The 17282-nt window shown below is 44.4% G+C and carries 15 protein-coding genes; 11 read left to right on the forward strand and 4 right to left on the reverse strand.

Annotation, left to right across the window (positions count from 1 at the left end; translation table 11 throughout):
• The first annotated feature begins 227 nt into the window (after nucleotides 1-227).
• The 7 genes from G6554_RS18270 (at nucleotide 228) to G6554_RS18300 (ending at nucleotide 8074) form a co-directional block, all read left to right on the forward strand.
• A complete protein-coding gene (locus tag G6554_RS18270; RefSeq protein ID WP_166244464.1) occupies nucleotides 228-1211 on the forward strand; it encodes a thiamine pyrophosphate-dependent dehydrogenase E1 component subunit alpha in 984 nt (327 codons plus the stop codon).
• Between the two features lie 10 nt (nucleotides 1212-1221).
• Nucleotides 1222-2220, forward strand: a complete 999-nt coding sequence (locus tag G6554_RS18275; RefSeq protein WP_166244466.1) for an alpha-ketoacid dehydrogenase subunit beta — start codon at nucleotides 1222-1224, stop codon at nucleotides 2218-2220.
• Nucleotides 2221-2236: 16 nt separating this feature from the next.
• Nucleotides 2237-3586: a dihydrolipoamide acetyltransferase family protein gene (locus G6554_RS18280; protein WP_166244468.1), complete on the forward strand. Its 1350-nt coding sequence runs from the start codon at nucleotides 2237-2239 to the stop codon at nucleotides 3584-3586.
• A 13-nt stretch (nucleotides 3587-3599) separates the two neighbouring features.
• Complete coding sequence (gene lpdA, locus G6554_RS18285) at nucleotides 3600-4997, forward strand: dihydrolipoyl dehydrogenase (protein ID WP_166244470.1); 1398 nt, start codon at nucleotides 3600-3602, stop codon at nucleotides 4995-4997.
• Nucleotides 4998-5173: 176 nt separating this feature from the next.
• The gene (locus tag G6554_RS18290; protein WP_166244509.1) at nucleotides 5174-6088 is read left to right on the forward strand and encodes a sugar-binding transcriptional regulator; all 915 of its coding nucleotides are present in this window, start codon (nucleotides 5174-5176) and stop codon (nucleotides 6086-6088) included.
• Nucleotides 6089-6277: 189 nt separating this feature from the next.
• Nucleotides 6278-6616: a bh protein gene (locus tag G6554_RS18295; protein ID WP_166244472.1), complete on the forward strand. Its 339-nt coding sequence runs from the start codon at nucleotides 6278-6280 to the stop codon at nucleotides 6614-6616.
• 204 nt (nucleotides 6617-6820) lie between these two features.
• Entirely contained in the window at nucleotides 6821-8074 is a 1254-nt protein-coding gene (locus G6554_RS18300) for a dicarboxylate/amino acid:cation symporter (protein ID WP_166244474.1), read from the forward strand.
• Between the two features lie 107 nt (nucleotides 8075-8181).
• Here G6554_RS18300 and G6554_RS18305 read toward each other — a convergent pair whose 3' ends face one another.
• The gene (locus G6554_RS18305; protein ID WP_166244476.1) at nucleotides 8182-10275 is read right to left on the reverse strand and encodes a molybdopterin oxidoreductase family protein; all 2094 of its coding nucleotides are present in this window, start codon (nucleotides 10273-10275) and stop codon (nucleotides 8182-8184) included.
• A 288-nt stretch (nucleotides 10276-10563) separates the two neighbouring features.
• On the opposite strand from G6554_RS18305, the gene galU reads away from it, so the two are divergent.
• Both galU and G6554_RS18315 read left to right on the forward strand, forming a co-directional pair.
• On the forward strand, nucleotides 10564-11505 hold the full coding sequence (gene galU, locus G6554_RS18310) for a UTP--glucose-1-phosphate uridylyltransferase GalU (RefSeq protein WP_166244478.1): 942 nt from the start codon (nucleotides 10564-10566) through the stop codon (nucleotides 11503-11505).
• A 113-nt stretch (nucleotides 11506-11618) separates the two neighbouring features.
• On the forward strand, nucleotides 11619-12059 hold the full coding sequence (locus G6554_RS18315; RefSeq protein ID WP_166244480.1) for a ferritin-like domain-containing protein: 441 nt from the start codon (nucleotides 11619-11621) through the stop codon (nucleotides 12057-12059).
• Between the two features lie 83 nt (nucleotides 12060-12142).
• On the opposite strand, the gene G6554_RS18320 is transcribed toward G6554_RS18315, so the two are convergent.
• Nucleotides 12143-12406: a hypothetical protein gene (locus G6554_RS18320; protein WP_166244482.1), complete on the reverse strand. Its 264-nt coding sequence runs from the start codon at nucleotides 12404-12406 to the stop codon at nucleotides 12143-12145.
• A gap of 299 nt (nucleotides 12407-12705) precedes the next feature.
• Between G6554_RS18320 and G6554_RS18325 the strand changes: the two genes are divergently transcribed.
• The gene (locus G6554_RS18325; protein ID WP_347564328.1) at nucleotides 12706-13329 is read left to right on the forward strand and encodes a transposase; all 624 of its coding nucleotides are present in this window, start codon (nucleotides 12706-12708) and stop codon (nucleotides 13327-13329) included.
• The gene (locus G6554_RS18330) at nucleotides 13314-14810 is read left to right on the forward strand and encodes a YifB family Mg chelatase-like AAA ATPase (protein WP_166244486.1); all 1497 of its coding nucleotides are present in this window, start codon (nucleotides 13314-13316) and stop codon (nucleotides 14808-14810) included. The genes G6554_RS18325 and G6554_RS18330 overlap by 16 nt, the downstream gene beginning before the upstream one ends.
• A 21-nt stretch (nucleotides 14811-14831) precedes the next feature.
• On the opposite strand, the gene zupT is transcribed toward G6554_RS18330, so the two are convergent.
• Both zupT and G6554_RS18340 read right to left on the reverse strand, forming a co-directional pair.
• Nucleotides 14832-15641: a zinc transporter ZupT gene (gene zupT, locus G6554_RS18335; RefSeq protein ID WP_166244488.1), complete on the reverse strand. Its 810-nt coding sequence runs from the start codon at nucleotides 15639-15641 to the stop codon at nucleotides 14832-14834.
• A 172-nt stretch (nucleotides 15642-15813) separates the two neighbouring features.
• Nucleotides 15814-17187 carry a S1C family serine protease gene (locus tag G6554_RS18340; RefSeq protein WP_166244491.1) on the reverse strand — a complete coding sequence of 458 codons (1374 nt, stop codon included), beginning with the start codon at nucleotides 17185-17187 and terminating at the stop codon, nucleotides 15814-15816.
• Between the last annotated feature and the right edge of the window lie 95 nt (nucleotides 17188-17282).

Below are 17282 nucleotides of genomic sequence, written 5' to 3' on the forward strand. Positions count from 1 at the left end.
TCTGCGATAGCGGTGGTGAAAATTAACTATCGAAGGATCAATGTCAAGGGTAGAGGGAAAGAGGGAATGGGTCGAAAAACCCGTCCATTTTTCTCTTTTTTTATTTAAAAAATTTACCTTGAAAAGTTTGAAAATTGGCTGTTTTTTGCTTGACGTAAATAATGATACGGTATATGATATTTACAAATGTAATGGGTAAGAACAAATGTAAAAGGGAGGAAAAATAAATGATGAAAACAGTAAAACTTCCTGAGATGATTACGGAACAAAAGTTAAAAGATTTATATAAACAAATGTGGCTCATTCGCTATTTTGATGAAAAGGTGGATCAGTTCTTTGCAAAAGGCTTGATTCATGGAACCACCCACTTATGTGTCGGTCAAGAAGCGTCTGCAGCTGGTTCCATTGCTGTTATTGGCCGAAAGGATAAAATTGTCAGCACGCACCGCGGCCATGGCCATTGCATTGCCAAAGAAGGAGACGTCAACAAAATGATGGCTGAATTATTCGGCCGTGTGACAGGTTATTGTAAAGGAAAAGGAGGCTCGATGCATATTGCCGATGTGGAAAAAGGGAATCTTGGGGCTAACGGAATTGTTGGCGGAGGCTTACCGCTAGCTGTTGGTGCAGCACTTACTTCGAAAATGAAAAGAGAAAACTATGCAGTCCTTTGCTTCTTTGGCGATGGTGCCTCCAATGAAGGAAGCTTCCACGAATCTGTGAATCTAGCAGCGATATGGGATTTGCCAGTTATTTTTATTTGTGAAAACAACCAATACGGTATGTCAGGTCCGGTCAAAGAAATGACTCGGGTGGAAAATATTGCAGACCGTGCTGCAGCATATGGAATTCCTGGCAAGGTGGTCGATGGACTCGACATGGTGGAAATTATGAATACGGTTAATGGCGCAGTGGAACGGGCCCGCCAAGGATTTGGCCCAACCTTAATCGAAATGAAAACATACCGCTGGAAAGGCCACTCAAAGAGTGATGCGAAAAAATACCGCACACGGGAGGAAGAGAAAGAGTGGAGAGAAAAAGATGGCATTAAGCGTTTTAAAGAGTTCCTAATCGGTGAAGGGATCCTAACAGAGGAAAGCGCGAAACAATTTCATGATGAGGCACTTCAAGAAATCGAGGATGCTGTGAAGTTCGCAGAAAATAGCCCAGAACCATCAATTGATAGTTTACTAGAGGATGTCTACGCATAATCAGGGGAGGATGACGAGGATGGCGACAAGGGAAATTACTTATTTAGAAGCAGTTCGGGAAGCAATGAGTCAAGAAATGCGTCAAAATGAGGATGTTTTTATTCTAGGTGAAGATATCGGTGTTTATGGCGGGGCGTTCGGTGTTACCCGCGGCATGATTGAAGAGTTTGGACCGGAGCGTGTCCGCAATACCCCGATTTCGGAGGCAGGGATCGCCGGTGCAGCGGTTGGCGCTGCCTTAACCGGCATGCGCCCGATCTTGGAACTACAATTTTCTGATTTCATTACAATCGCGATGGATCAAATGGTGAACCAGGCGGCGAAAACACGGTATATGTTCGGCGGTAAAGGAAAAGTGCCAATGGTGTTAAGAACACCGGCCGGTTCCGGAACTGGAGCGGCTGCCCAGCACTCCCAAAGCTTAGAGGCATGGATGGCTCATATTCCTGGTTTGAAAGTGGTGCAGCCTTCCACCGCCTATGATGTAAAAGGTTTACTAAAAGCAGCAATGGATGATGATAACCCTGTTATTTTCTACGAGCATAAATTACTGTATAAAACTTCTTCAGATGTTCCAGAAGAGCAGTATTCAATTGAACTTGGGAAAGCAGATATTAAACGGAAGGGAATGGATGTAACGATTGTCGCAACAGCCATCATGGTTCATAAAGCACTTGAAGCAGCTGCGGAACTTGAAAAAGAAGGTATTAGCGTCGAAGTGGTGGATCCACGGACGATTGTTCCGCTTGATAAAGAAACCATTATAAATTCAGTGAAAAAGACTGGCCGATTAATTGTGGTGCATGAAGCAGTCCGCCGAGGCGGGATCGGTGGAGAAATTGCCAGCATGATTGCTGAAAGTGAAGCATTTGACTATCTTGACGCACCAATTAAGCGTCTTGGCGGGAAAGAAGTCCCGATTCCATACAACCCGAACTTAGAAAAAGCAGCGATTCCACAGGTGCCAGACATTGTAACAGCTGTGAGAGAAGCCGTTCAATACAAATAAGAAGGAGGGTTTTTAGATGGCAAAGGAAATTTTTATGCCAAAGCTTAGCTCTACCATGGCAGAGGGTACCCTCCTTCAATGGTTTAAAGAAGAAGGGGACAGCGTAGAGATTGGCGAACCGCTGTTTGAAATCATGACAGATAAAATAAATATCGAAGTAGAAGCTTACGATCCAGGTATCTTATTGAAGAAATACTTTCAGGTAGATGATCAGGTGCCGGTCAACCAAATTATCGGTTATATTGGTGAAGCTGGTGAAAAGGTGCCTGACACCTCACCAGGGATTTCCGGCACAGAGGAAGCAGAGCAGGCAAAAACGGAAGTGGTACAAGTGGCGGATTCAGCCGTCCCAGTTGGCGTTGTCGCCTCAGAGGAAAGTCAGCACGGAGAAAAACCGCGTGCGACACCGGCTGCCCGCAGGCTTGCTCGTGTAAATGATCTGGTATTAGGAACGATTAAAGGCAGCGGTCCAAATGGCCGCGTCCATAAGAAAGATGTTGTCGCTGTGATGGAAAGTGAAGCGGCACAGCCGAAAGCAACACCACTTGCCCGGAAGATTGCAGCTGCCGAGCAGGTTGATCTTTCCACCGTGACAGGTAGAGGAGTCAACGGGAAAATTGTGAAAACAGACGTCCTTACACGTGTGTCAAGAGCAGAGAACGCACCGGCTCCAGCTGCATCACAGCGCAAGAAGATGTCCGGTATGCGAAAAGTCATTGCCGAGCGTATGGCAAAAAGTGCTTATACAGCACCACATGTAACCTTAACAACAGAAATCGATATGACGAAGGTGAAAGAACTTCGTTCGGCTCTTCTGCCCATTATTGAAAAACAAACAGGATTGCGGTTATCGTATACAGAAGTGTTAATCAAGGCTACAGCTGCTGCGCTTGCGCGTCACCCTGAAGTAAACGTTTCGATAGAAGGAGACGAAATTGTCCAGCATGGACATGTTCATATTGGACTAGCCGTAGCCGTTCCTGGCGGCCTTATGGTACCTGTTGTCAATGATGTCCTCTTTAAGGGTCTTGCTGAATTGACACAGGATGCGAAAGATATTGGCAAGCGAGCCCGTGAAAATAAATTACTTCCAGAACAATTGAAGGGCTCTACTTTTACAATCAGTAATCTTGGGATGTACGCAATTGATGCGTTCACGCCAATCATTAACCAGCCTGATAGTGCGATTCTAGGCGTTGGACGGATCGTTGATAAACCGGTTGCGGTTAACGGGGCAATGGAAATTCGCCCAATGATGACGCTTAGCCTGTCATTTGACCACCGTGCGATCGACGGGGCACCGGCAGCAGCCTTCTTGACTGAATTGAAACAAATTCTTGAAATGCCATTCGAGTTACTTGTGTAATGAGGTGAAAGAGTTGAAAACATCCTATGAACTTGTAGTTATTGGCGGCGGTCCTGGGGGTTATGTGGCAGCCCTCCATGCGGCGGAACTTGGAAAGAAAACAGCCTTAATTGAAGCTGACTTTCTTGGCGGAACCTGTCTAAACAGAGGCTGTATCCCGTCAAAGACTTATTTAAAGCATTCAGAAATCATTGAGCAAATTGAAAAAGCAAAGGATTGGGGAATCGAAACCGGCTCCTTAACTCTTTCTTTTGATAAAATGAAAAAACGAAAAAACGACGTGATCGAACGTTTGCGTGGCGGTATTGCTTTTTTACTAAAGCAGGGGAAAATTGATGTTTATAATGGCTGGGGCAGCCTGCTGGCGGACGCGAGCGTTAGGGTAAAAACAGAGGCGGGCGAAGAGACGATACAGGCAGCAAAGGTGATTGTAGCAACAGGCTCAACACCTGCAGTACCGCCTATTCCCGGACTTGATTCCGTCCAGTTTGATACGAGTGATACGATTTTTGACATTCCAGCTATTCCTAAATCTGTGGTTATTATCGGAGGTGGGGTTATTGGTGTCGAATTCGCGACCATCTTTGCTTCTTTGAAAACGGATGTTACCATTGTGGAGGCGGCAGAACGAATCATTCCAACTGAAGATGCGGAAGCCTCAAAATTATTAGCAAAGGTTTTGAAGAAAAAAGGCATTAAGCTTTATGTAGGGGCGAAGGTTCAAAAAGTCGTAGAAACAGCTGGGGTTAAGACGGTTATCTTCGGCGATGAAAAAGGTAAAGAGTTCTCATTGGAGGCTGAAACCTTGCTAGTCAGCACGGGGCGCCGGCCAAACCTTTCAGCTGTAAAAGAGGTAAGCTTGGAAAAAAGTGGGCCGTTCCTCAAAGTGAATGACCAAATGGAGACAAGCATGGCCAATGTATATGCTATAGGCGATGTGATCGGCGGCTGGCAGCTTGCACATGCCGCGAGTGCTGAAGGAGTGGTTGCGGCAAACAATGCGGCTGAGATACACGATAGAATCGATTACAAAGTGATGCCACGCTGTATTTACACCCTTCCAGAGATTGCTTCTGTTGGGTTGTCGGAGGATGAGGCGAGGAAGCAGGGTATCGAAGTGCGGACGGAAAAGTTTGATTTTGCCGGGAGTGGTAAGGCTCTCAGTGCTGGTGAACCGGAGGGTTTCACAAAGGTGATTTTTGAAGCAAAATATGGTGAAATTATTGGTGTTGTCATGGCTGGATCCCATGTAACGGAAATGATTTCTGAGGCATCAGCGTTTATGTACCTTGAAGGAACTGTTGAAGAAGCAGCCAAAATGATTCACCCACACCCAACGATATCGGAAACATTTTTTGAAGTGGCTGTTAAGGCTGCACAAAAGCTTAAAAAAGAAGTCCAACTCATATAACAGAAGTGTTGGCAAATAAATAAGTTTTAAAAGTGCCGCGAACTTTAGTTTCCCGGCACTTTTGCATATCGAGATGATTTTCATTTGGCAATCGTGTAAAATGATGGTATACATTTCAGCAAGGAGATGGATTTGTGGAATGGCAAGAAAAAAGGCAATTAGTTAAGGTCTCCAGCATGTATTATAACGATGGCTGGACACAGGCTGAAATTGCCAAAAAGTTAGGAGTATCAAGACCTGTTATATCCAAATTGCTGCAAAAGGCAATGGATGAGGGAATTGTGAATATTTATATAAAAGATGAAACGGTTCGGACAGTTGAATTGGAGCAGCAGCTTGAAAAATATTTCGGTCTTCAAGATGCCATCGTCGTACCAAACAACGGACTGTCAAATGAACTGGCAAAACGGGCTGTTGGGCTTGCCGGTGCCAACTATATCTCACGAAATATGAAAGGGATCAAAAGTATTGGCATTTCATGGGGGTCGACACTTGCCTATCTTGTCCAAGAATATCCATATGAGCGAAGGGAAGAAGTAAAAATTGTTCCATTGGAAGGAGGAATGGGTGTTAGGGAAGTCGAAATACATGCTAACCAGTTGGCAAATGAATTGGCAAAAAAGATTAACGGTACGTGCACCTATTTGTATGCCCCGGCCATTGTGGAAACAGAAGAGCTTAAGGAACGATTAATGGCGCTTCAGGATATTGAAACGGTATTAGAAAGCGGACGTCATGTCGATATGGCCTTGATTGGCATCGGTAATCCTTTTAGCGATTCAACATTAATCAAGATCGGATATCTGGATGAAAAGGATGTCAACCATCTTCGCAAAATGGGGACAGTCGGCGACATTGGTTTTCGCTTTTTCGATGGACAGGGACAGCAGATAAATGATTCCTCCAGCAGCAAGATCATCGGGATTACCCTTGAAGAATTAAGGAACATCAATAAGGTGATCGCTGTAGCTGAAGGAGAACAGAAAGCAGAAAGTGTACTTGGGGCTTTAAGAGGGAAATTAATTGATGTTTTAATTATTGATGAACTAATGGCGGGTGCAATATTAAAAAAATATCATAATAAGTTATAATATATGGTAAGTTTCATAAAATTTTCCACTGTGTTAAAGTGAGGAAAATAGGTGAAAAACCGTTGCATAATCACAACCTCTGCTTACTATATAATATGAAGGAATAGTTTGATTGAAGGATATTAGCCAATAGTAGAGTTCCTTTTTTTGCAAAAGAGTTCGTGGAATATTTGTAAAGGAGAAGCCTATATGAAGATTTCAGAAATAGATGTCAGCCTTTATTGTTCACATTGTCATGACGACACCCTGCATCATGTTCAATATTTAAATAATAAGATTCAAAGTATTAAATGTACGAACTGCCACCGGAGAATCGAGACGGAAATGAATCCGATGAGAGAATTGTATAAAGAGGTTTATAAGCGAGTTACATCAAAACCAACAAGATTAACAGATGAATATAAAACGGATCATGGAAAGTTTATTGAGGAATTTCCGAAAAGGGTCTTAAGTAAGCCTTTGAGGCTAGTAAAGTATTTAAATGAAACAAAAGGGGCCTTGAACAAAATCAAGAAAAGGGTGAAATGAACTCTACTTGGGGATTTTTAGTATATGGTTTTTATTATTTAATAATTTTTGGCTAAAGTAGCTCTCTGATAACTGTCAGAGAGCTATTGTTTTGATAAGAAGGTATGTATTTTTAGAATTATCTGTTAAAAACAAAGTCATTTACCTAACGCCTGAATTTGGGTATGATTATTTGCAGATGTTGTCGAAAGGCTGTGGATTCATTTGAAATTATTTTTTAAAAATTACCGATTCACCTTGATTTTACTGTCAGCCATCGTGATTGGCGGGGCAGCAGGTTTGATTTTTGGAACAAAGACGGCCGTAGTGAAGCCGTTTGGCGATCTTTTTCTAAACCTCATGTTCATGATCATTGTGCCTTTAGTCTTTTTTAGCATTGCTTCGGCGATTGCAAACATGAATGGCATGAAACGGCTGGGGAAAATTATGGGCAGCATCCTTGCCGTTTTCTTAGTGACCGCTTCAGTCGCCGCTATTCTCGGATTAGTGGGTGCGTCCATTATCCATCCGATTGAAAATGCCGACATTGCCGGGATTAAAGAGGTAATGAATCATTCCGCTGTGGAAACGGATGCGGAAAAATTAACGTTTATGGACCATCTCGTTGCCACCTTCACCGTATCTGATTTTAATTTATTGCTGTCGAGAAGTAATATGCTTCAGCTCATTGTCTTCTCGTTGCTGTTTGGTATTTCGACTGCCATGGTTGGCGAAAAGGCGAAACCTGTTGCGGCCTTTTTATCGGCGGCGACAGAGGTCATGATGAAGATGGTCAAAATCGTGATGTACTATGCGCCGATCGGACTTGGCTGTTATTTTGCCGCGGTCATTGGTGAACTGGGACCGCAAATTTTAGAAGGCTATGCCCGCTCGTTTGTCCTGTATTTGATCTTGGCGGTCATTTATTACTTTGGATTTTTCACCCTGTATGCCTTCATTGCTGGCGGCAAGTCAGGCGTCAAGGTGTTTTGGAAAAATGCCATCACGCCATCTGTTACGGCGCTGGCGACTTGTTCGAGTGCGGCTTGCATTCCTGTAAACCTCGACACGGTTCGGAAGATGGGGGTGCCGAAGGATATTGCGGAAACGATTGTCCCACTTGGTGCGAACACACATAAAGATGGGTCCGTCTTTGGCGGTATCCTGAAAATCGTTTTCCTGTTTGCGTTATTTGGGAAGGATTTAACGAGCATCTCGAATATCTTAAGTATTCTCGCCGTTGCCTTTTTAGTCGGTGCCGTGATGGGCGCGATACCTGGCGGCGGAATGATTGGTGAAATGTTGATTATCAGCGTCTACGGCTTCCCGCCAGAAACCCTGCCGATCATCGCCGTTATCAGCACCATCATCGACGCACCGGCCACACTACTCAACTCAACCGGAAACACCGTCTGCGCCATGCTCGTCACCCGCCTCGTCGAAGGCAAAAACTGGCTCCGCGAAACCATTGGTGCCTGACACCAATAACACTATAAAGTGGGTAGTAAGCTAGTAAAGGGTGACAGGCACCATTTTGAAATTGATGGGAACCAGAGCTGATTGGGCTCTGGTTCCTTTTTTTTACCCTATAATTTCTCGACACTTACCCGCCCTGAAAAGAAGGTTGCGCCGCCTCCCATATCTGCGATGCGATCGGGAGTAAGTGCGTTCAGTAAATGCCTTTTGCTTTGGTTGGGGTTGGCATCCCCAGACTCAGAACCGGACCTTGACCTGCCCACCGTATCTGCCCAGAGCCCCTGCGACACGACAACCCCTGGAAGGACATTATCTCCCACCGCAACTTTTAACTCGCATTCCCCGCGCCTGTTCCACACACGCACGATCTCACCTTCTTCAATTCCTGCTGCTAACGCATCCAGGCGATTCATATGTAAGCGAGGTTCTTTTTCAAGCCCAATATGCTTCTGATTGTTAGAAAAAGTAGAGTTTAAGAAATTGTGATTCGGCCCGGGGACAAATTGATAGCTGTGATCTCCATCGTCCACCAGCGGGATATAGGTTGGCAGCGGCGGGTATCCGTCCTGTTTCATCCTCTCAGAATATAACTCTATTTTTCCACTTCGAGTTGGAAGCGTCCCTGGAAACAATGGTTTCACCTTGGCTTTCAGGTATTGCCGCTCCACTAAAGCGTCATATTTAAGTCCCTCCAAAAAGGAATTCCGCGGGTTATCAAGCGCGCCCACCATCATTTCTTCCTCTGTTTCTTTGAAGGCAGCCACATCGCCAAACCCCATTCCGATTGCCAGCAAGCGGAAGACCTCCACATTCGATTTGGATTCCTCGTACGGGGCGATGACGGGCTGTTGAATTTGCGCGTAATGATGCCAGTACGACGTATATAAATCGGTGTTTTCGAAGGATGATGTTGCTGGTAACACAATATCCGCGTATTTGGCCGTCTCTGTTAAAAATAAATCATGAACGACAAGGAATAAATCTTCGCGCTCAAGACCCTGTCTGACCTTATTGCTGGACGGGGCAACCAGTGCAGGATTTGAACCGTACACATAAAGGGATTTTACGGGCGGATCTACTGTTACTAATGCTTCGCCCAGTTGGTTCATATTCACCACGCGGGTATGTTTATTTTTCAAAAGATCTGGCCGTTGCAAGCTTACCGTATTTGGTTCAAGATAAGCCGAATTTCCTTTAATGGCACCGCCACCTTTGACAAGCCATTGGCCGGTAAGGGCAGGAAGGCATGCGACGGTACGGACGAACATACCGCCATTGTCGTGATGCTGCGGACCATTGCCTATTCGAATAAAGGAAGGGGACGCTTTGCCATACATCCTTGCCAACTTATAAATATCTTCGATTGGAACACCGGTGATGGTAGAAACGTTGGCAGGGTCGTATTGGTTGACATGCTCGCGCAGCTCTTCATGGCCAATGGTATATTTTTGTAAAAAGTCATGATTGACCATGTTTTCTGCAAATAAGATGTGCATGATCCCGAGGGCGAGGGCGCTGTCCGTCCCTGGCAAAATCGGAATAAACCAATCGGCTAATCGGCCGGTTTGATTTTTATGAACATCGATGACAATCAATTTTGCACCGTTCTGCTTGCGCGCTTTTTGCGCCAATGCCACCTGGTGCATGTTGGTGCTGGCGGCATTGATTCCCCAAAAGATGAACAGGTTGGAATGGATGGTATCCTCAGGGTCAATCCCGAGGCTGCCGCCCATTGTATATTGATACCCTGAAGATCCGGCGGAGGAACAAATGGTTCGATCTAGCCTAGAGGCGCCTAAATGATTCCAAAAACGCCGGTCCATTCCTTCGGCACTGAGTCTCCCCATGTTTCCATAAAAACTGTACGGAAGTATGCTCTCCGGACCATCTGATTCGATGAGCTTCTTCCAACGGGAAGTAATGGTTTGGAGCGCTTCCTCCCAGCTAATGGGGGTGAATGTTCCTTCGCCCTTTGGACCAACCCGTTTGAGCGGATATTTCAGACGATGTTCGTCATGAATCCGTTCATTCATATTCCGCACCTTGTTACAAATATGCCCTTTCGTAACTGGATGGCGCGGGTCACCCTCCACTTTTACAATCTTTCCGTCCGCTTTATGCAGAAGCAACCCGCATTGATCCGGACAATCAAGCGGGCAGACCGCATGAAAAACACCATTTGGCACATCAATAAAAGAAGGCATATGGAAATCTCCTTTCAGGTAAAAGAAATCAACTAAATGGTGTCAGGCACCATTTGTAACAGATTGGTATTATTAAATATTGCTACTATCATAACACTAAAATGGGTGACAGGCACCGTTAAAAGACACCAATCCGCCACGAAAAGACACCACATAAATATACCCGAATCTTAGTTTTGAAAAAGGGTCTTATGGTATAATAATTGGGGTTATTAGGATATTTATGGGTAAGACTAAAAATATTGTTATACTATACATATTATAAGTGACGTAAAGGAGAGACAGACTGTGAAAAAAGTTCGCAAAGCGATAATTCCGGCTGCTGGGCTTGGGACCCGTTTTTTACCAGCAACGAAAGCAATGCCAAAAGAAATGCTGCCAATTGTGGATAAGCCAACGATTCAATATATTGTCGAAGAAGCTATTGCTTCAGGGATCGAGGATATTATTATTGTAACTGGAAAAGGGAAACGGGCGATTGAAGATCATTTTGATTTTGCCCCGGAGCTTGAGAAAAACTTACTTGAAAAGGAGAAATGGGATCTTTTAAATAAAGTGAACTATACCTCCAATCTTGCGGACATTCACTATATCCGTCAAAAGGAACCGAAGGGTTTGGGACATGCCGTTTGGTGCGCACGGAATTTTATTGGTGATGAGCCATTTGCTGTCCTTTTGGGCGATGATATTGTTCAAAGTGATACCCCTTGTTTACGACAGCTGATTGATCAGTATGAGGCGACTTTCTCCTCGATTATTGGAGTTCAGCATGTTCCTGAAAATGAAACACACCGTTACGGGATTGTCGATCCGCTCCAGCAAGAGGGCAGACGTTATCAAGTCAAACATTTTGTTGAAAAACCGAAGCCAGGTACATCCCCTTCAAATTTAGCAATCATGGGAAGATATATATTAACCCCTGAAATCTTTATGTTCCTAGACCAGCAGGAGACAGGCGCCGGTGGTGAAATCCAGTTAACGGATGCGATTCATAAACTTAATCAGATTCAACGCGTCTTCGCTTACAATTTCGAAGGGAAACGGTTTGACGTGGGGGAAAAAATCGGTTTTGTCAAAACAACAATCGAATTTGCCCTTCAGCAGGAAGGCATCCATGATGAGCTTCTCCAATTCCTAAAAGAACTCATCGCGGAAGACCAAAATGGAACCGAACATCAAAAGGTAAAAACAAAGGAAAAGGTAAAGGTAAACAACACCCAAGAGGTATAAAGGGTGTCAGGCACCATTTGTAAGATCCTGATCAATTTAAAGGATCTTGCCATTCACCCAATTCTTTCATTATTCATAAGATACATAATGATAATAATTGGGGAGGTTCCTCTATGTACCGTTTTACAAATTACCGCGATGCCTTAAATCGGCCATCCTTTCCATTGGTTCAGGATGTGGAAAAGGCCATAAACGGTGAGTATAGTGCGAGTGAATGTTATGCCAGGCTGGCTAATCTGGCTCCGTCTAAGAAGGAACGGGAGCAAATTCTTGAGATTCGTCAGGATGAAATTAAACATTATCAACAGTTTGTTCAGATTTACCGGGGGTTAACAGGTGTGCCCCCTCAGCCAAAGATTACCGAGAACTGTCCGGATACCTTTTTAAAAGGATTGGAGTTTGCCCTGGAGGATGAGCAAAAAACAGTAGATTTTTATATGGAAATAGCTGATTCTGCGACAGACCCGTTCATTAAAGAAGTATTCAGAAGGGCAGCGGCAGATGAGCAAAATCACGCGGTGTGGTTTTTGTATTATTTTGCAAAGGCGAAGTAACTTTGATTGAAAGTGAAGGTGCCCCCGAATCTTAAAATCGGGGGCATTTTTAGATTGTGTACAAGGGGAATAGCTTTGTATGATTAGTCACTGCCACTGCCGTCTGAATCGCTGACGCCAGAGGAGCTGTCTTTATCATTGGCAGAATCATTGTAACGATCACTGTAATCAACATCATTGCTGTAAGATCTCTTTTTTTCCTTGTTTAAGCTGGGAAAAATTAAGAAGGCGATAATGATTAATATGGTACCAAAGAACTCTTGTGTGCCGAAAATAAGATAAATCCCGTACACAAGAAGGAGAACACCAACCAATCTTTGTATCATTCTTACACTTTTCAGAGACATTCCCCCCCTAATGAAAGTAAGAAATGAAGAGATACTTTACTAATAAATATTAGGGCTACCCACCTTTTATACATTTATGATAAACTTCGAACTTGATTATTTAGCAGGACAAAAGGGTACTAACAGGAAAGACACAGATAAAGAGCCTTGCTCTCTCCAACCAAACCATTTGAACATTTTGTTACATATTTCAATATCGCTAACTTCCATGGAAAATATTTGTATAATAGAAAAGACGGGGATGGTGCCTGACACCCATACCACCATTTCCATCGTATAAACATACTTATATTAAGGGAGTGATTGATTTGGCGCGAAGGGTTCGTTTGTGGTTTGCAGGTGCGAAGTTTCATGTGACCAGCAGGGGAATTAGAAAGAGTTCGCTGTTTTATGAGGATGAAGATTATAAGAAGTATCTGAGTTACATAGAAGAAACGAAAGACCGGTATCCCTTTCAACTCCACTCTTACTGCTTAATGACCAATCATACCCACCTCCAGCTTGAAACGTATGACACTCCACTCAGTATCATCATGAAGCATCTCAATACAAAATACGCAAAGTACTTTAATCAAAAGTATGATTTTTCGGGCCATGTTTTCGACAAGCGTTATGGTGCCGAAATCCTCGACTCTCGTGAATATGAGATAGATGTTAGCAAGTATATTCATTTAAACCCAGTGGAAGCCAGGATGGTGACGGCGCCTGAGGAGTATCCTTGGAGCAGCTATCGTGCCTATCTCTACGGCGAAAGTGAAGAGACCCCCCTTGTTAACCCCAACCCAATCCTTTCCTATTTTCCAGAACCGTCGCAACATTATTACCAACAATATATACATTCCCTACTAACGGACAAGTTTTTTTGGAAAGATGGAAAAATCATCAAGCTCGAGGGGGAGTGGTTTCCATGTGGGCTCGAGTGACCAGCATCGGCTTAAAGGGGATGGAAGGTTATCGGGTGAATGTGGAGGTAGGAACCTATGTAGGGAATGATTCGTTTAAAATTGTCGGCCTGCATGATGCGGCTGTGAAGGAGTCAAAGGAGCGAATTATTGCGGCCCTCAGCTCCCTGGGTTATATCTTATCTGGAAATAAAATTATCATTAATCTATCGCCTGCGGATCAAAAGAAAATCGGTCCAATGTTTGATTTTCCGATGGCAATTGGGCTGCTGCTAAGTCTGCATGAGGTAGAGGCAGTAATCCCTGAAGATACGGGTTTTCTGGGAGCGCTTTCCCTGGACGGTTCAGTTCAACCTGTGGAGGGGCTACTTCCAGCCGTTCTTGCGGCAAAAAGGCAAGGGATAAGGAGACTTTATATCCCTTTGGATGACCATCTCCCTATACTTGATTTTGAGGGTTTAGAAATCATTCACGTTGCTTCCTTAAAAGATGTCATCGGGCATTTTGCGGGGCAGTGGACTCCATACAATTTAAAAAAAGAAGATGAGGTAAAAGTTGAACGCAGTCCATATTTAGATTTTCAGCAAATCATCGGCCATGCCAGTGCCAAACATGCATTAGAGATAGCGGCTGCAGGAGAACATCATGTCCTGATGACCGGTCCTCCTGGTTGTGGCAAAAGCTTGCTGGCCGAGAGCTTTCCGTCTATTTTGCCGGTATTAACAAAAGAGGCGCAACTCGAGGTACTCAGCTTATATCAATTAAGTAGAAATTCCTACACTCAAAGCCTGCTGCCACCGTTTCGAAGTCCGCACCATTCGGCATCTGGAGTTGCCATTATCGGCGGTGGCCAATACCCAAAACCCGGGGAGATCTCTCTGGCTCATCGGGGTGTTTTATTTTTAGATGAAATCGGCGAGTTTCCAAGAAAAACATTAGATATGCTGCGGCAGCCGCTCGAAAATGGATTCATCACCATAAGCCGCACCCATGCCACGATTACGTATCCTGCTTCGTTTGTGCTGATTGCGGCAATGAATCCTTGCCCATGCGGATATGCTGGTTCGAATGCCCATTATTGTACGTGTTCACCCAAGCAGATTCTCACGTATCAAAATAGACTTTCAGGTCCGCTGAGGGATCGATTTGATATTAATCTGACGTTAAGGCCAGTGGATTTAACCGCCGCTGATGGGATGCCCCTGCAAGGGGAGCCCTCAAGTGTTGTGCGTGAAAGAGTGGGGCAGGCACGGGAGAGGCAATATAATCGCTATGGTGAAGAGATTTGTAATAGTAGAGTCCCTTACGAAGTTCTTCTTAGAAAGACTCCTTTAACAGGCACACAACAATTAACATTGCAGCAGCAAGCCATCAAGAAAAATTGGAGCAACCGGACCCAAATCAAAATCATCCGCCTCGCCCGCACCATCTCAGATCTTCAAGGAAGCACCGTTATCACTGACCAATGCCTTAACGAGTCAATCACACTGAATACAGTGTAAAGGGTGTCAGGCACCAAGACTCTAAATAAATAACAGCAAGCTAAGTGCCATTACCGCCATGCCGCCGATCAGGCCGTAGATGGAAAGGTGAGCCTCGTCGTACCTTTTGGCTGCCGGCAGTAATTCATCGAGAGAGATGAACACCATAATTCCCGCAACCGCAGCGAAAATGATCCCGAACATGATGTCATTGAGAAACGGCATGAGGAAAAGGTAGGCTACCAATGCCCCGATTGGCTCGGACAAACCTGATAAAAAGGAAAGCTTGAAGGCTCTTTTCTTATCACCTGTGGCAAAATAAACAGGGACAGAAACGGCAATTCCTTCTGGAATATTGTGAATGGCAATGGCCACAGCAATGGCAATGCCGAGCGCAGGATCTTGGAGTGCTGACGTGAAGGTGGCGATCCCCTCAGGAAAATTATGAATACCGATAGCAAGTGCCGTGAAGGTTCCCATTTTTAATAAATCAGGCTGGCTGCCTTTACTGTCTTTACCTTGCATGTCCTCCACCGTTTTCAGTTCATGTGGATTACTCTGCTTCGGTATAAATTTATCTATGCCGGCAATCAATAGCATGCCGCCAAAGAATCCGCCGACCGTCAGCCAGTTTCCAGGGCCAACTCCTAAGGCATCAACAAGTGCTATTTTTGCCTTGGCGAAAATTTCAATCATGGATACATAAATCATCACCCCTGCAGAGAACCCAAGCGTTACCGATAAAAATTTTGTGTTGGTGTGTGAGGTGAAAAAGGCAAGAACACTGCCTATTCCAGTCGCAAGGCCTGCAAATAATGTTAATCCAAATGCTAATAACAGATTTTCAGTCACCTTCGTTTCGCTCCTTTATAGAAGGTTCACGTTATCTTGACGAGAACAGATATGGACCTTTTAGTTTTAATTATACTGTATATGCACGAACCCAGAAATGTTTCCGACGAGAAAAACGTACACAAATAAAGGGATACAGCATAAAAACTGCATCCCAGTAGTGGAAAGGGTGTCAGGCACCATTTCCACTATCGTCGTCGTCTTTTTTCTGCCGTTTCTGGTGTTCCTGGAGGGCGAGGAGGATGTCTTGAACGTCGATTTTGCGATCTTTGTTTAGGTCAGCCAAGGTGTTTTCCGGTCCGGCTGATGGAACGCCAGCGACAGCAACCGCTGGGCTTTTCGGTCTAAAGGCAAAGGTGAACACCAGCAGTACAAGAATGAGTAATCCGGAAACACCATCGATGATATAGAAGGTGGTAGAATAATCGGACCATAACGTCTTACTGCTGCTCATCTTTTTTTCCGAGTTCGCGATATAGTGTTTGATCTCAGAATGGTTTGGATAGATGCGCTGAACCGCCTCAAACTTTTCCAACGCATGCTTATAGTAACCGCCCCAATACAATTCTAGTCCATCTTGGAAAAGCTTATCGGTTTCACTTTTGAAATCCCTGACACCGGCTTGGTTCACAAATTCTTTTGCTGTATTAACCGGTACAGAAAAATTAAAGCCTTGAACCTCTTGGCCATTCACTGTATCGCCTCTAAAGGTGAGTAAACCAATAATCTGTCCTTTTTCATTGATAACTGGACCACCGCTGTTCCCATGTGTGGCAGCTGCATTAATCTGAATGACCGGGCTTCCCTGTTCTGTCCTTTTCGATGTAGCCGATATTTGCCCTGCAGTCATTGAAGAAACGAAGGATGAATCCGTGGATAACAGGTCAGAATCGGCTGCAGCAGGGTAGCCGCTCACCCAAACATTATCCTGGTTCTGGATTTCATCGGAATTGCCGAGCGGTAAGGTGGGCAGGTTATTCCCTTCAATTTTTAAAACAGCGACGTCCTTACCCTCATTAATAGGGGCTCCATAGCTTTTCACTTCGCCATCAAGGATATCCCCGCCCGGTAAAACAACCTTCAATACTTTTTTTATCTCCGTATATTTTGTATACGTGAGCATGTATTGGTACGCTGTTTCGTAGTCAACTTTAAATTGGTCTGCCAGAATTCCAACCAGTTGTTCAAACGCCGCATTGGCAATATCTTCTTCCCTCATTTGCGTCACTTCGACCACATGGGCGTTTGTAACGACATAACCATCGGAGCTGATGATCGCACCAGACCCGGAACCACCGACAACTGATTGGTACTTTAATTGATCCAATATCGCCATAACTTCAGGATCGTTCGGGTTGTTAAACTGCCACCCGACAACGGCGTAGTCAACGATTCGAACAACTGCTGGCTTCGTGTATTCTGCCAGTTTTTGTGCTTGCGCTATTTTTCCTTCAGCGGGTTTGATATTGAGTAAGAAGAAGGAAGTTACAATCACAGCAATAAGCACCAAGCATAATGGAATGGTAAAAAGAGCTCTTTTCTTCAAAAGTACATTCACCTCTTGGATTGGTTATTTCAATGCACCCTGCACTATATTCCGAGGCGAAGGAAAGGCAATTTGTACTAATTTTGAATATTCGG

Source organism: Bacillus sp. MM2020_4, assembly GCF_011250555.1.
GTDB lineage: Bacteria > Bacillota > Bacilli > Bacillales > Cytobacillaceae > Neobacillus.